15 protein-coding genes and 1 tRNA gene are annotated in these 14,351 nt (G+C 69.6%); 10 read left to right on the top strand and 6 right to left on the bottom strand.

The features are described 5' to 3' along the window. Window positions 1-13 precede the first annotated feature (13 nt). Window positions 14-1,243 carry a DUF3662 and FHA domain-containing protein gene (locus AB0A63_RS29770; RefSeq protein ID WP_360397068.1) on the bottom strand — a complete coding sequence of 410 codons (1,230 nt, stop codon included), beginning with the start codon at window positions 1,241-1,243 and terminating at the stop codon, window positions 14-16. Between the two features lie 117 nt (window positions 1,244-1,360). Between AB0A63_RS29770 and AB0A63_RS29765 the strand changes: the two genes are divergently transcribed. The 4 genes from AB0A63_RS29765 (at window position 1,361) to AB0A63_RS29750 (ending at window position 3,951) form a co-directional block, all read left to right on the top strand. Next, window positions 1,361-1,443, top strand: a tRNA-Leu gene (locus tag AB0A63_RS29765). Window positions 1,444-1,605: 162 nt separating this feature from the next. Next, window positions 1,606-2,346 carry a hypothetical protein gene (locus tag AB0A63_RS29760; RefSeq protein ID WP_360397067.1) on the top strand — a complete coding sequence of 247 codons (741 nt, stop codon included), beginning with the start codon at window positions 1,606-1,608 and terminating at the stop codon, window positions 2,344-2,346. A 316-nt stretch (window positions 2,347-2,662) separates the two neighbouring features. After that, window positions 2,663-3,280 carry a hypothetical protein gene (locus AB0A63_RS29755; protein ID WP_360397066.1) on the top strand — a complete coding sequence of 206 codons (618 nt, stop codon included), beginning with the start codon at window positions 2,663-2,665 and terminating at the stop codon, window positions 3,278-3,280. Between the two features lie 14 nt (window positions 3,281-3,294). Continuing rightward, window positions 3,295-3,951, top strand: a complete 657-nt coding sequence (locus tag AB0A63_RS29750) for an NAD(P)H-binding protein (protein WP_360397065.1) — start codon at window positions 3,295-3,297, stop codon at window positions 3,949-3,951. A gap of 86 nt (window positions 3,952-4,037) precedes the next feature. On the opposite strand, the gene AB0A63_RS29745 is transcribed toward AB0A63_RS29750, so the two are convergent. Further along, on the bottom strand, window positions 4,038-5,318 hold the full coding sequence (locus AB0A63_RS29745) for a D-arabinono-1,4-lactone oxidase (RefSeq protein ID WP_360397064.1): 1,281 nt from the start codon (window positions 5,316-5,318) through the stop codon (window positions 4,038-4,040). An 83-nt stretch (window positions 5,319-5,401) separates the two neighbouring features. On the opposite strand from AB0A63_RS29745, the gene AB0A63_RS29740 reads away from it, so the two are divergent. Next, on the top strand, window positions 5,402-6,583 hold the full coding sequence (locus AB0A63_RS29740; RefSeq protein ID WP_360397063.1) for an amino acid deaminase/aldolase: 1,182 nt from the start codon (window positions 5,402-5,404) through the stop codon (window positions 6,581-6,583). Here the strand turns inward: AB0A63_RS29740 and AB0A63_RS29735 are convergent. Beyond that, a complete protein-coding gene (locus tag AB0A63_RS29735) occupies window positions 6,580-7,194 on the bottom strand; it encodes a TetR/AcrR family transcriptional regulator (RefSeq protein WP_360397062.1) in 615 nt (204 codons plus the stop codon). The two genes, AB0A63_RS29740 and AB0A63_RS29735, sit on opposite strands and share 4 nt — an antisense overlap. Before the next feature lie 112 nt (window positions 7,195-7,306). Here AB0A63_RS29735 and AB0A63_RS29730 point away from each other — a divergent pair, with 112 nt between their 5' ends. From AB0A63_RS29730 to AB0A63_RS29720, 3 genes are read left to right on the top strand one after another with little or no spacing between them, the layout of a single operon-like run. Beyond that, the gene (locus tag AB0A63_RS29730) at window positions 7,307-8,554 is read left to right on the top strand and encodes a GH1 family beta-glucosidase (protein WP_360397061.1); all 1,248 of its coding nucleotides are present in this window, start codon (window positions 7,307-7,309) and stop codon (window positions 8,552-8,554) included. 40 nt (window positions 8,555-8,594) lie between these two features. Next, entirely contained in the window at window positions 8,595-9,755 is a 1,161-nt protein-coding gene (locus AB0A63_RS29725) for an MFS transporter (RefSeq protein ID WP_360397109.1), read from the top strand. After that, window positions 9,755-10,534 (top strand): SDR family oxidoreductase, encoded by a 780-nt coding sequence (locus tag AB0A63_RS29720; protein ID WP_360397060.1) that lies wholly within the window; start codon window positions 9,755-9,757, stop codon window positions 10,532-10,534. The genes AB0A63_RS29725 and AB0A63_RS29720 overlap by 1 nt, the downstream gene beginning before the upstream one ends. Window positions 10,535-10,866: 332 nt before the next feature. Here the strand turns inward: AB0A63_RS29720 and AB0A63_RS29715 are convergent, their stop codons facing one another. Together AB0A63_RS29715 and AB0A63_RS29710 are read right to left on the bottom strand one after the other, a co-directional pair. Beyond that, entirely contained in the window at window positions 10,867-11,226 is a 360-nt protein-coding gene (locus AB0A63_RS29715; protein WP_035909125.1) for a hypothetical protein, read from the bottom strand. Window positions 11,227-11,239: 13 nt separating this feature from the next. Then, window positions 11,240-11,503 (bottom strand): hypothetical protein, encoded by a 264-nt coding sequence (locus AB0A63_RS29710; protein WP_360397059.1) that lies wholly within the window; start codon window positions 11,501-11,503, stop codon window positions 11,240-11,242. A gap of 218 nt (window positions 11,504-11,721) precedes the next feature. Here AB0A63_RS29710 and AB0A63_RS29705 point away from each other — a divergent pair, with 218 nt between their 5' ends. Further along, a complete protein-coding gene (locus AB0A63_RS29705) occupies window positions 11,722-13,104 on the top strand; it encodes a helix-turn-helix transcriptional regulator (protein ID WP_360397058.1) in 1,383 nt (460 codons plus the stop codon). A gap of 157 nt (window positions 13,105-13,261) precedes the next feature. After that, window positions 13,262-13,540, top strand: coding sequence for a hypothetical protein (locus AB0A63_RS29700; protein WP_360397057.1), 279 nt, complete (start codon window positions 13,262-13,264; stop codon window positions 13,538-13,540). A gap of 87 nt (window positions 13,541-13,627) precedes the next feature. Here AB0A63_RS29700 and AB0A63_RS29695 read toward each other — a convergent pair whose 3' ends face one another. Then, window positions 13,628-14,347, bottom strand: a complete 720-nt coding sequence (locus tag AB0A63_RS29695; protein WP_360397056.1) for an SDR family oxidoreductase — start codon at window positions 14,345-14,347, stop codon at window positions 13,628-13,630. Window positions 14,348-14,351: the final 4 nt, after the last annotated feature.

The raw sequence follows: 14,351 nt of genomic DNA, 5'->3' as shown, positions 1-14,351 counted from the left end.
CCCGTGTCGACCTCTAGCCCGCGGTGCGGAAGACCAGTGACGAGTGGCCGATGCGGACGACGTCGCCCTCCGCGAGCTGCCAAGTCTGCACTGGCGTGCCGTTCACCGTGGTGCCGTTGGTCGAACCGAGATCAGCGAGCATCGCACTGTGCCCGTCCCAGGTGATCTCCAGGTGGCGCCTGGACACACCCGTGTCGGGGAGGCGGAAGTCGGCTTCCTGCCCACGTCCTACGACGTTTCCACCCTGCTTGAGGTTGTACGTCCGGTTCGACCCGTCGTCGAGGTGCAGCGTGGCGTTGAGCTGGCGGTTGCCGCCCTGCACTGCCGGCGGGGCGTATCCGCCCTGGTTGTAGCCCTGGTCGTACCCACCGGCGGGCTGGCCGTAACCCTGGTCGTAGCCGCCGGCCGGCTGGCCGCCGCCGTAGCCCTGGTCGTAGCCCTGCTGGCCGTAGCCCTGCTGCTGGCCGTAACCCTGGTCGTAGCCGCCGCCCTGCTGGCCGCCGCCGTAGCCCTGGTCGTAACCCTGCTGGCCGTAGCCCTGCTGCTGGCCGCCATAACCCTGGTCGTAGCCCTGCTGCTGGCCGTACCCCTGGTCATAGCCCTGCTGGCCGCCGCCGTAGCCGCCGCCCTGCTGGCCGTAGCCCTGGTCGTACCCGCCTTGCTGCTGCTGTTGGCCGTAGCCCTGGTCGTAGCCCTGCTGCTGGCCGTAGCCCTGCTGCTGGCCGTAACCCTGGTCGTAGCCGCCCTGCTGACCATAAGGGTCGTGGCCGGGCTGGCCCTGTCCTTGTCCGTAGCCGGGTGGCTGGCTCATGACTCGGTCTCCTGCGGTGCGAGGTGGTGCTGACCGTCGGCTGGCCGCTTTCACGTCGGGGTCGACGGACGAGCTGGTTCGGAACTGTCCGGTGTGCAGCGCCTCGGAGCGCTCCAGGGAGACTACGACGTCACCGTAGGTATCCCATCCGGACTCTTCCAGGTGCTCTCGCAGGCCCTCCGCGAGAAGCTGGGTGATGCGTAGTTCATCCTGCTCGTCCCCGGCAAGTCGATCGTGGTCCTGAGGGCCGAGCAGCACTGTGTAGTGGTTGGGGGCTAGCAGTCTGCCACCCGCGAGCTCGCGGATGTTGCTGTCACCCTCCCGTTGCAGCGCCTGTGCCACCTCTTGGGGCACGACGTTGCCTCCGAACACGCGCGCGAAGGTGTTGCCGACCAGACCTTCGAGCTTGCGCTCGAAGCGTTGCAGGCCCATGTCAGCTCCTTCCGCCTGGACGGTCTTCTGCACCGATCGTATCCGGGTGCGACCAGGCCTACAGGGGGCGATTAGGAACCTGGTTTGGACGCGTGCTAGTGTTTCCAACGTCTCCAGGGGCAAGTGGCGGAATGGCAGACGCGCACGGTTCAGGTCCGTGTGTCCGAAAGGACGTGGGGGTTCAACTCCCCCCTTGCCCACAGAGAAAGACAGATCGAACCCCCCTCGCGGAATCGCGAGGGGGGTTCTTTCGTTGACCGGCAGTATCGGATTCCGTGATCCAACAGGTGATGTCTGTCACTCGTTCGGAGGGCGACATGTGGGCGATAGCGGCGGCGGACTTCGGTGCGGAGCTCGAGCTGGTGGAGCTGCCGGAGCCGCAGGCGGGTCCGGAAGAGCTCAAGGTGCGGATGCTCGCCGCGAGCGTGAACCCCTTCGACCGCAAAGTCGTCGACGGGATGCTTCGGAGTTCCGCAGAGCACCGGTTTCCGATGGTTCCCGGAACCGACGGTGCCGGTGAGGTCGTCGGTTCCGGCGAGCGGATTTTCGGGACCTTCTTCCACCGCCCCGTCGGACGGGGGACTTACGCCGAGTACGCCGTGGTTCCGGCCGGGAACGCGTTGGCGCCGTTGCCGGACGGCCTCGATCCCGCGGTCGCCGCGGCATTGCCGACCGCAGGCATGACGGCGCTGCAGCTGGTGGAAGCGCTCGGTGACGCGAAATCCGTGCTGGTCGTCGGTCCGAACGGCGGCGTCGGCTCGTTCGCCGTGCAGATCGCGCGGGCGGCGGGCAAGCACGTGATCCCGATCGGCCGGGGCGACTCGCTCGTGGAGGCCGACGCGCTCATCGACCTCGTGAGCGCCGACCGCTCGTCGTTCGAGGCGAACGCGCGCTATGCGCCGTTGGCGTTCAACACCAACTACGCGTCGAGCGACAGCGCGCAGAACTTCGGCATGAAGGGCTCACCGGAGACGCTTGTCCGCCTGGCGTCCATGGTGCTCGACGGCGATCTCTCGGTGCCGATTTCCCGCCGTGTGCCGTTGCGCGAAGCCACCGGTGTTTTCGCAGGTCACGGGCCTGGCAAAACCGTGATCATCATGTAGGTGGTCGTTCTGGCGCGGTGAGCGGTCGGCGGCCGGTGACCGGCACCGTTCGCCGCCTTTTCGCCACCACGCCTGGAGCACCCACTGTGAGCAGGTCTTTTGGTGCGTCCAACCGGATTAACGTCACCCAGACGGCAGCACCGTAGGACCGAACTCCCCGCGCCGCTCCTCGACCGGTCACCGACCGGTCGGCGCCGTCGATCGCAGGGGGTCCGGTGACCTGGGGGCGGGCCGCGCGCTTCCTGGTACGCCTTATCCAGAGCACGAGTCGAAACGTGGCGGATCGCCCGCCGCGTGGTGGCGAGGAGGCACTGGCGTGAGCAGCACCCCAGCAAGGATCGCGGCGCCCGGCAGCGCGCAGGGACTGTCGACGACCGCGGTCCCGGTTCCGGAACTGCCCGCGTCCGTCGAGGAGCTGGCAGCCGCAGCGGCGATCCGCCTCGGCTGGCACGGCGTGGTCCTCCCGGAGATGGTCCTCATGGGCCGCAAGGTCGTCGTCGTGGCCGAGCTCCTGGCCGACGCCCACGCCGAGCGCGTGTGCGTGGGTGCGGGTCCCGAGGTCGACAAGACCACCGTCTCCACCTGGGTGTGGCCGGAGATGGAAGGCCGCGTCCCGCCGGCCGCCGTGCGCATCGTCGGCGTCTTGGCCGTCGCACGCCACTGGCGCACCGCGCTGGCCTCCGCGGTTCCCTTCGCCCGTTACGGCAACGCCGCCGCCGTTCTCCCGGACTCGGTCGCGTTCACCAACGACTACCTGACGAACTGCCTGCCGCGCGTGCGCCGCTACGGCGTCTCGGTCCTGCTGGCCGACGAGGAGAAGGACCTGTCCGTGGACGTGTCCGGCCGCAACGAATGCGTGCCCGTCGAGGACACCGCCATCACCCGTTGGGTCAACGAGCTGGTCTACGAGCAGGTGCTCGCCACCGCTTCCTGATCTACGGTCGGGGCATGCGAGTAGTCATCGCCGGCGGACACGGGCAGATCGCGCTGCTTCTCCAGCAGCAGCTGGCCACCCGTGGAGACGCGGCAACAGCACTGGTCCGCAACCCCGATCACTTCGCTGACGTGCAGGAAGCCGGAGCCGTTCCGGTGCTGTGCGACCTGGAGTCCGCCACAGTGGACTCGGTTGCCGAATACATGAACGGCGCGGACGCCGCGGTCTTCGCCGCCGGCGCAGGGGCAGGCTCGGGAGCCGCCCGCAAGGACACAGTGGACTTCGGGGCCGCCGCCCTGTTCGCCACGGCAGCGGCCGAGGCGGGCGTGCGGCGGTTCCTCCAGGTCTCCACGGTCGGCATCGAGTCAGCGGACTCGCCGTCGGTGGACTCCGAGTTCGCGGTGTACCTCAAAGCGAAGAAGGCGGCGGAGGACGACCTGAGGTCGCGTTCACTCGACTGGACGATCCTGCGTCCCGGCCCGCTGACGAACGACGCCCCGACCGGTCTGGTGACGCTGGCGGCCCCGGTGCTGCCGCGCTCCCCGGTGACCCGCGCCGACGTCGCCGCCGTGCTCGCGGAGCTCTTGACCGCACCCCAGACCGTCGGCAAAACGCTCGAACTGACGAACGGCTCCACGCCCATCCCCGACGCCGTCCGCGCCGTCCTCTGAGTGCACGCGGGGAGCTTTCGTACTCTCCTGGCGCACGCGGGGGCCCCGCGTGCCCCTCAGGGGAACGTGGGACTCCCGCGTGACATCTAGCCGAGGACGCGGGTCAGGTAGGCGTTGGTGAAGGTGCGGGTTGGGTCCACCTCGTCGCGGACGCGCAGGAAGTCGTCGAAGTGCGGGTACAGCGGGCGCAGCTCGGCAGCGGTGAGGTCGTGCATCTTGCCCCAGTGCGGGCGACCGCCGACCGACGCGGCGATGGACGCGTACGCGTCGAAGAACGCCTTGTAGGGCATGCCGAGCGCCTGGTGCATGGAGATGTAGGCGGTGTCACGGCCGGAGGCGGTCGACAGCCAGATGTCGTCGGCCTGCGCCACCCGCACCTCGCACGGGACGATCAACGCGTCGCGGTCGCCCAGGCGGTTGGCGACGGCACGCAGCTCGCCGATGACGTCCATCAGCGTCTCGCGAGGGATGGAGAACTCGGTCTCCACGAACCGGACCCGGCGCGGGGTCACGAAGACGTTGTGCGAGTAGTCCGAATAGGACCGCTCGCTGATCAGCGAGCCGCAGACCTCGTTGAGCTTCCTGGTGTAGCGCGGGAAGGTCTTGGCCACCTTGCACACCGCGCCGAACGCGGCGTTCTCCATGACCTCGTACTCCCAGGCCTGCCGGAACCGCGACAGCGGCTGCGCCGGCTCGGGAACCCGGTTGTTGCGCTTGAGGATCACCCGGTCCGAGTGCGTGAACCAGTGGAACTCGACGTGGTCCTCGACCGCGCACAGGTCGTCGAACTGCTCCAGCACCGCGTCGAGCCGGCCCGGTGCCTCCGAGGCCTGCAGCACGAACGACGGCACGCACTGCAGCGTGACGGTGCTGATCACGCCCAGCGCGCCGAGGCCGACGCGGGCGGCGTTGAACAGGTCCGGTCGCTCGGAGCGCGAGCAGGTGACCACCGAACCGTCGGCGAGCACCAGCTCCAGCGCGGCGATGGCGGTGGCCAGGACGCCGAGCTTCGCGCCGGTGCCGTGGGTGGAGGTCGACACGGCACCGGCCACGGTCTGCGCGTCGATGTCGCCGAGGTTCGGCATGGCGAGGCCGAGTCGGTGCAGGTCGGCGTTCAGGACGTGCAGCGGCGTGCCGGAGCGGACGGTGACCAGGCCCGTCTCCACGTCGGCGCGGACGATGCCGGTCCACCGGTCGAGGTCGAGCGCCACCTCGGGGGCGACGGCGATGTCGTTGAACGAGTGACCGCTGCCGCGCGCCCGCACCCGGCCGCCGGAGACGACGGTCGCGGCGATCTCGTCAGTGCTCGCCGGGTGGACGACGCGCGTCGGCGCACAAGTCGCGGTGCGAGCCCAGTTCGTCCACACGGGTACCTCCACGGAGTGTGACCTGCGAGTAACGTAAGTGAAAGCTCTTCACGTTTCAAGGGTTGAGGACGTACCGTCGGAGCATGCGCCGAACTCGACTCGACACCGCGACGAAGGACCTCGATCCTCCGTTCGCGATCGTCGACCTGGACGCCTTCGACCACAACGCGGCGGACCTCGCCCGCCGCGCTGCCGGTCATCTCATCCGGGTGGCGAGCAAGTCGATCCGCGTGCGCGACCTGGTGAGCCGGGCCCTCGAACGACCCGGTTACGCCGGGGTCATGTGCTACTCGCTCGCCGAGGCGCTCTGGCTCTCCGAGCAGAACGTCAGCGAGGACCTGCTGGTCGCCTACCCCACGGCCGACCGCGCCGCGCTGCAGAAGCTCGCCGCGAACGAGACCGCCCGCCAGCGCATCACCATCATGGTCGACTCGGTCGAGCACCTCGACTTCGTCGACGCCGCCATCGGCCCGCACGCCGACATCAGGGTCTGCCTGGAGCTCGACGTCTCCTGGCGCCCGCTGCCCGGCGTCCACATCGGACCACGCCGCTCGCCGGTGCACACCCCGGCGCAGGCCGCGTCGCTCGCCGCCAAGATCGTCCGCCGCACCGGGTTCGCGCTCGTCGGCGTCATGGCCTACGAGGGCCAGATCGCGGGCCTGGGCGACAACCCGCCCGGTCAGCCGCTGCGCGCGATCGGCATCCGGCTCATCCAGGCCAGGTCCGGCCCGGAGCTGATCGAACGGCGCACCGCCGTGATCTCCGCGGTCCGCCAGGTCACCGACCTGCAGTTCGTCAACGGCGGCGGCACCGGCAGCCTGGAGCTCACCGGCACCGACCCGTCGGTCACGGAGCTGGCAGCGGGCAGCGGCCTCTTCGGCCCCACCCTCTTCGACGGCTACCAGGCCTTCAAGCCCCACCCGGCGGCACTCTTCGCGCTGTCCGTGGTCCGCAAGCCGGCCAAGCGCGTCGCCACCCTGTTCGCCGGCGGCTACATCGCCTCCGGTACCCCGACCCCGGACCGCCAGCCCTCGCCGTACCTGCCGGAGGGCCTGAAGACGCTCGGCCTCGAAGGCGCGGGCGAGGTGCAGACCCCGGTCACCGGCAAGGCCGCCGAACAGCTGCGCATCGGCGACCGCGTCTGGATGCGGCACGCCAAGGCGGGCGAGCTGTTCGAGCGGTTCGACGAGGTGCACCTGGTGCGCGGCGACCGCGTCGAACGCACGGTGCCCACCTACCGCGGTGAGCGCCGCAACTTCGGCTAGGCCGGCAGCCGCGACGACAGGTAGCCCCTGACCAGCGCCTTCGCCTCCACGAGGATCGCCTGGTCGCCGGTCGGGTTGTTGCGGAACGCCATCTTCAGCACGGCGTCCGCGGCCTCGACGGCGATCGCGATCGGCAGCTGCACCTCGTTCATCGGGATGCCGAAGTTGCCCGAGATCAGCTCGGAGATCTTGTCGGAGATGACGGCGTTGTTGTCCCGCCGGTCGTCGAGCAGCCGCATGTCCACGACGTCGCCGAAGTGCAGCTTGCCGAACGCCGGGATCTCGCGGTGCATCGTCACGTAGACGTCGAACACCGTGTCCACGGCGTCCCACCAGTGCTCCAGGGTGGCCTGTTCGAGGCGGTCGGTGATGCCCTGGGAGAACCGGTCGACGTTGCGCAGGGTCAGCGCCTGCACGACGGCCCGCTTGTCCGGGAAGAACTGGTACAGCGAGCCGACCGCCACGCCCGCTCTCTCCGCGATCAACGTGGTGGTGACGCCGTCGTAGCCCACCTCGTCGATGAGGGTCGCGCAGGCTTCGAGCATGCGCTCGACCCTCTTGGCGCTGCGCTGCTGGACGGGCTGACGGCGGAGCGGGGTGGTGCTCGTCACGGCGACTCCCAGTAGTTCGGGTTCTTCCATCTTGCCTTCTGCGCGGCGTCTTCACTTCCCTGAACCTGTCAACACGCCTACGATCCGAACAAGTTTCACATTTGGAGGATCGATGAGCGACTTCCTCTGGGGAGTGTCGACGTCCGCGTTCCAGATCGAAGGCGCGTTCGACGCGGGCGGCCGAGGCCCCTCGGTGTGGGACGACTTCGCTCCGGTGCACGACGACGACAGCGCCCGCGTTGCGTGCGATCACTACCACCGGTGGCGCGAGGACGTGGCACTCATGACCCAGCTGGGGGTCAACGCCTACCGCTTCTCCATCGCGTGGCCGCGCATCCAGCCCAGCGGCAAGGGCCCCGCCAACGCCGAGGGCCTCGACTTCTACGACCGGCTCGTCGACGCGCTCGTCGAGGCCGGCATCGCGCCCGTGGCCACGCTCTACCACTGGGACACGCCGCTGCAGCTCGAAGCCGAGGGCGGCTGGCTCGGCCGCGACATCGCCGACCGGTTCGCCGACTACACCGCACTGCTCGCGGAACGGCTGGCCGACCGGGTCCACATGTGGATTCCGATCAACGAACCGGCCATGGTCACGTTGCAGGGCTATGCGATCGGTGAGCACGCACCGGGCAAGACGCTGCTCTTCGACGCGTTGCCGACCGCCCACCACCTGAACCTCGCTCACGGCCGTGCGGTGGAAGTTCTGCGCGGCCACAACGCCCGCTCGGTCGGTACCGCGAACAACCACACGCCCGCGTGGCCGGCCACCGCCGCCGACCAGCCCGCGGCCGACGCGTACAGCGACGTCCACAACTGGCTGTACGCCGATCCGGTGCTGGCCGGCCGCTATCCGGACTCGGTCGCCGAGCTCATGCCCGTCCGGGACGGCGACCTCGCGACCATCCACCAGCCGCTCGACTTCTACGGCGTCAACTACTACAACCCGACCAGGCTGACGCTGCCGTCGGAGGGCAACCCGCTGCCGTTCGAGCTGGTCGAGGTCGACGAGTACCCGCGCACCGGGTTCGGCTGGCCGGTCGTGCCGTCCGGGCTCACCGAGATGATCGCCACCCTGCGCGAACGGCACCCGGACCTGCCGCCGGTGCACGTCACCGAGAGCGGCTGCAGCTTCCCGCACGAGGTCGAGGACGCCGACCGGATCGCCTACCTCGACGGACACCTCAAGGCAGCGCTCGACGCCGGTGTCGACGGGTACTTCGTGTGGTCGCTGCTCGACAACTTCGAGTGGGAGGCCGGCTACTCGCAGCGGTTCGGCCTGGTGCACGTCGACTTCGAGACCCAGCGCCGCACGCCGCGCGACTCGTTCCACTGGTACCACAGGGTGATCAGCGGTGAGTGAGGCGCTGGCCGAACCGGTCGTCCCGGTCCGGCGGGGCTGGATGGCCTGGCTGTTCGCCGCGAACCTCGGGCTGTGGCTGGCGGTCTACGCGCCGATCCAGGTCCTGCTGCCGCAGCAGGCCGAGCTGCTCGACGTGGCGGACAAGGAGTTCGTGTTCGGCGTCGTCACCGGCGTCGGCGCCGCCGTGTCGCTGCTGGTGGTGCCGCTCATCGGGTACCTGTCCGACCGCACGACCTCGCGGTTCGGCCGGCGCCACCCGTGGACGCTGATCGGGGCGGTCGTCGGCGCGATCGGCCTGGCGGTGCTCGCCACCGCGCCGTCCGTCGTGGTCATGACCGCCGGCTGGTGCCTGGTGCAGGCCGGGATCGGCGGCATGCTCGCCGCGCTCACCGCCGTGGTGCCCGACCAGGTGCCCATCGCCCAACGGGCGCAGGTCGGCGGGTTGATCGGCATCAGCCAGATGCTCGGCACGGTGCTGGGCGCGGTCGTGGTGACGTTGCTGGTCAGCGGTCTGCAGGCCGGTTATTTGGCGTGCGCGGCCATCGTGCTCGTCGGTGCCGTCTTCTTCGTCCTGCGCACGCCCGACACGCAGCTCGTCACCAAGCCGGTGCGGCCGACGTTCTGGATCTCACCCCGGGAGCACCCCGACTTCGCCTGGGCGTGGGCCGGGCACCTCCTGATCAACCTCGGCAACGCGTTCGGCACGCTGTACCTCCTCTACTTCCTCGGCGACGTGGTCCACCACGAGTCGCCGGAGGACGGACTGCTCGTGCTGATGGCGCTCTACGGGGTGGCGCTCGCCGCAGGAGCGGTGCTGTTCGGCGCACGGAGTGATCGTTCCGGGCGCCGGAAGCCGTACGTCTACCTCGCCGCGGTCGTGATGGCGCTCGCCGCTCTGCTGCTCGTCGCCTGGCCGACCTGGACCGCCGCGCTGGTCGCCGCACCGCTGCTGGGCGTCGGCTTCGGCACGTACTGGGCCGTGGCCATCGCGCTGCTCACCCAGGTGCTGCCGGCGGCGTCCGACCGGGCCAAGGACCTCGGCGTGCTGAACGTGGCCAACGCGTTGCCGCAGGTCATCGCGCCCTTGCTGACCGCGGTGATCTTGGCCAACCTTGGCGGGTACCGCGGTCTGTTCGCGGCGTCGGCGCTGGCGACGGCGGTGGCGGGAGTGTTGATGAGTCGAGTGCGATCGGTGGACTGATGCGACTGTCGGGCAAGCGGGTACTGGTCACGGGCGCGTCCCAGGGCATCGGCGCGGAGACCGCGTTCCGGTTCGCGGCACGCGGTGCGCACGTCCACCTGGTGGCCCGCAGCGCCGAGCTGCTCGATCTGCAGGTCGAGCGGATCACCGAGTTCGGCGGTTCCGCGACCGCCCATCCGGCCGACCTCGCCGACGCCGCGCAGATCCACGCGCTCGCCGAGGCCGTGGAGACGCCGGACGTGCTGGTCAACAACGCGGGTGTCGGGCGCTGGTTGTTCCTCGACGAGTGCTCGCAGGACGACCTGGCCACGATGACCGCCGTGCCGTTCATGGCCGCCATGCTGCTCACCAGGGAGTTCCTCGGCGCCATGCGGTCGCGCGGCTCCGGCTGGATCGTCAACGTGAACTCGCCGGTGTCGCGGCTGCCGATCCCCGGCGCGGCCGGCTACCAGTCGGCGCGCTGGGCGCTGCGCGGCCTGACCGCGTCCCTGCGGCTCGACCTGCGCGGGACCGGCGTCGGCGTGAGCGAGGTCGTGCCGGGCAAGGTCTCCAGCGAGTACTTCGCCAACAACCCCGGCGCGGAGGAGCGGATTCCGGCGATCGCCAGGCTGATCCCGACGGTCACGCCCGACCGTGTCGCCACGGCGATCGTCGACGCCGTGGAGAAGGAACGCGCCGAGCACCTGTTCCCGTGGCAGCTCAAGGCGTTCGAACTGTCCGGCCGCTTGCTGCCCGGCCTCACGTCCTACATCACGTGGAAAACGGGTACGCGCCGCTGAAGCCGGGCGCGGAACCGGGCGCACCGGCAGCAGAAACCGCGGGAAGTGGGAAGAAGCGGCGCGCAGCTCCAGCCGTGCTCGCGGCGTCCGAACGTGGAAACGGCCCCTCACCCGCGCGGGAGGTGCAGGCAAGGGGCCGGGGTTGGTGACCGCGGACCGGTACCGGTCGGGAGGGAAGGTGCACGGCACCGGCCCGCGGGAATCTGTGGAGTTGAGCTGACCGGGGTCCGCGATGCAGCGGTCGGGGGTTCGCACATCGCGGACCACCGGTCAGTAGGCCGTTTGCAGACCTGGTCGTGTCGGGGGGACGCCAGGTCGGTCGCAAAGGCCCGTTAGTGGGCTCGAGCCACCGCGCGGCGGGTCCGGGTGACAGGAGGGGTCACCGGGGCCTCGCGCAGGTGGCGAGCCGGGCGCGGGGCGAGACCGCCCGCGACCAGGTGTTCGTACGCGGCGCGCCACACCGAGCAAGGTGACTTCTGCTGGCGCCAACGACCGGAGCACTCGGGGCAGTTGCCCTTCTCGTCCGGCTCGTGCGCTGCCAGCAGAGCACGCCATCCCTCGGTCAGCCGAGGGAGCTCGGATCGAGCCACCGACAGGAGGGACGGGGCGTCAGCGCGGCTCGCCAGCTCCGTGAGCAGGTCGAGGCGTTCCCACACAGCGTTGCGAAGAACCTGTCCGAGGATCGCGTCCATCGAAACGTCACCGTCACCTTTCCGCCTGGTCGGCGGCTTCGCGTAGCGCAGCCCTGAGCTGTACGAGCTGGTCGTGGGACAAGACTGCCGTCTCCCCGGGAGGGCCGACCAGGACCACTCGGCCCTGAACCACCTTCACGGTGAGCTGGCGGTCCCGGTCGACCACGTCGCCGCAGCTGATCTGCCACGTCCGACGCTGCCCGGTCGTGCCGCGCCATGTGGATCCGGTGTCACCCGTCTCCACGATGGAGGTGGAGCCGGGGGAGGAGCTGTCCATCGGTTGGCTGTTCCTCTCCGTGCTCACTCGCTTACCGGAATCCAGATTGCGATGATTCATGCCGGAACGGGACGTCACAGCGCCCACCGGTGGAACTCTTACGGTGAGCGGTAAGCGGTGTTCGGCAGGGCCGATCAGCCCTGCCGAAGAGGACTTCTCGGGCTCGGGGACCTCCCCCTAGTCTGCCGATGACGCCCAACGGACTGTGAGGGTGCGCGATGAACACCATGAGTTCCCAGGGCTCTCCGATCCCCACCGACGTGTGGGACCAGCAGGAGATGCGGGACGCACTGGCCCGACGGGAGATCAGCTCGGTCTACCGGCTGCTCCGACGGCACGGCGTGTCCCAGCGCCAGATCGCGGCGCTCACCGGGCAGTCGCAGTCCGAGGTCTCGGAGATCCTCAAGGGACGTCAGGTGATGGCCTACGACGTCCTGACCAGGATCGCCATCGGCCTGGGTGTCCCACGTGGATACATGGGTCTCGCCTATGACGAGACAACGGCAGTGAGGGTGGCCGCAGCCGCGGACACACCCCATCCTGAGGAGGACGAGTCGGTGAAGCGTCGGAAGTTCCTCGCGCACGCCGCCGCCGTGACAGTCGGCGCGGCCGTGTTCGGAGCGGACTCCGGGTCGTGGGTCTCACACCCCACACAGACTCCGGCTCCGGGACGCATCGGCATGACCGACGTGCGCCAGGTGGAAGCGGCCACCCGCGCGTTGCGCGCCCTCGACTACCAGTACGGCGGCGGCTCCTGCCGCGACGCGGTCGTCGCCCAGCTGTCCTGGGGACAGCAGATGCTCGGTGCGAGCTCCACGGACGTCGTGCGCCAGCGCCTCTACGTCGCACTGGCCGACCTGCACAACCTCGCCGGCTGGACGTCGTTCGACACGGGCCTGATGGACTCCGCCCGCAACCACTTCGGTCAGGCGCTCGACCTCGCCAAGCAGGGCGACAACGAGGCGCTGATGGCGAACATCCTGTACCGCATGGGCCGCGTGTACCTGCACCAGAACGCCCCCGACGACGCGCTCAAGGTGTTCCAGCTCGGCCAGCTGGCCGCGCAGAACTCCGGTTCCGAGCTCGCGGTGGGCATCCTGTGCGCCAACGAGGCCTGGGCGTACGCGAAGATGGGCTCCGACGAGCAGGCGCTCAAGCTGCTCGGCCGCGCCCGCGACGAGTTCTCCCGCGCCAACGTCGCCGAGGCGCCCGCGTGGGCCAAGTTCTTCAACGAGATCGACCTCTCGTCCATGATCGGCACGGTGCACACGGAGCTGGCTCAGACGGTGGACGCCAAGTACACGAGGACCGCCATTCCCGCGCTGTCCAAGGCGATCAACAACTTCGGCGACGACATGGCCCGCAGCCGGTCGTTCAACCTGACCTCGATGTCGATCAACCACCTCATCGAGGGCGACATCGACCACGGCGCCAAGATCGGCCGCCAGGCGGTCGACCTGTCGGAGAGCCTCAAGTCGGTGCGCACCAAGCAGCGCATGGAGCCGTTGCGCCAGGAGGCCGAGAAGCGCCGCAACAACCCCGAGGCCCGCGAGCTGGCCGACCGCGTCGCCCGCTTCACCGGAGCCGACACGGCTGCCTGACCAGCACGTCGTTTGGGCCCCATAGCACCACGTTCGGATGGCGTGGGACACGAACCGGTAACGCCAGGAGCCCCTGACACGAATGCAGCATCGACGGGCGGGAAACACAGGGCCTAAGGTGCGGCAGGTCGGGGCGAAGGGCGGGGTGCGGCGCGTGATGCTTACTCGGAGGTGGCGGTCACGGAGAGCGCTGCGGTCCGCGCAGCTGCTCGACGAGGTCGTGGACACCCAGCTGCCGCTGCTCGCGTCGTTCGACGAGGAGCGCCGGCGGCGTTCCGCCGACTACCTCGCCGAGCTCGTCGCCCTCGCGCAGGACTACCGCTACTACGCCAACGGCTGGATCGACAGCCGTGAGCTCGACCGCCGCGGCCAGCGGACGATGAACCGCCTGGCCCGCATGCGCGAAGAATCTTCGGCCCGACTGATCACCGACTAGTCCGTTCGCGCGCTGTTCGCCGCGTCGAACGGACCACTCGCCGAGTGCAGCCCCGGTCACCCCGGATGTTTCACGTTGAACAACGCATCACCAGGGCACCGGACCATCGCCGTCGAAGAGGCCACCGGTCGGCCCGTCGTCGGGCAGCGTGGCCAGCTCGACCGCGATCCGCGCGGCGTTCGCCGGCGTCTCCCGCCCCTGGAAGTCGTTGAACTCGGTCGCGACGTAGCCGGGGCAGGCGCCGTTGACCTTCATGCCGGTCAACTCCTTGGCGTACTGCACGGTGACGGCGTTCAGGAACGTCTTCGACGGCGTGTAGATCCCGTCGATGTCGTGGAAGGCCGCGTCCGGCGCGGTCTGCAGGGTCAGCGACGACAGGTGGCTCGACTGGTTGACGATCCGCGGCCGTGCCGACCGGCCCAGCAGGGGCAGCACCGCGTTGGTGACCCGGACGACGCCGATCACGTTGGTCTCCAGCACCTCCCGCAGGCCCGCCGGGGTGGCGGCGGACGGCGGCGTGGGCCACGACCCGGCGATGCCCGCGTTGTTGACCAGCACGTCGAGGCGGCCGAACCGCTCCTCGAACAGCGCCGCGGCCGCGGCCACGCTCTCGTCGTCGGTCACGTCCAGCGGCACGAAGAACGCGTCCGCGCCGTTCGCCCGCAGCTTCTCCGCCGCCTCCTCGCCACGCCGGGCGTCCCGAGCGCCCACACCGACACTCATGCCGAGCGCGCCGAGACCGGCGGCGATCTCGTACCCGATGCCCTTGTTCGCGCCCGTGACCAGTGCAATCGTCTGTTCGCTCATGTCT

The organism is Lentzea sp. NPDC042327 (assembly GCF_040647275.1).
Lineage (GTDB): Bacteria > Actinomycetota > Actinomycetes > Mycobacteriales > Pseudonocardiaceae > Lentzea.
The sequence above is the reverse complement of the archived record's forward strand: the minus strand, read 5'-3'. Positions and strand labels throughout refer to the sequence as shown.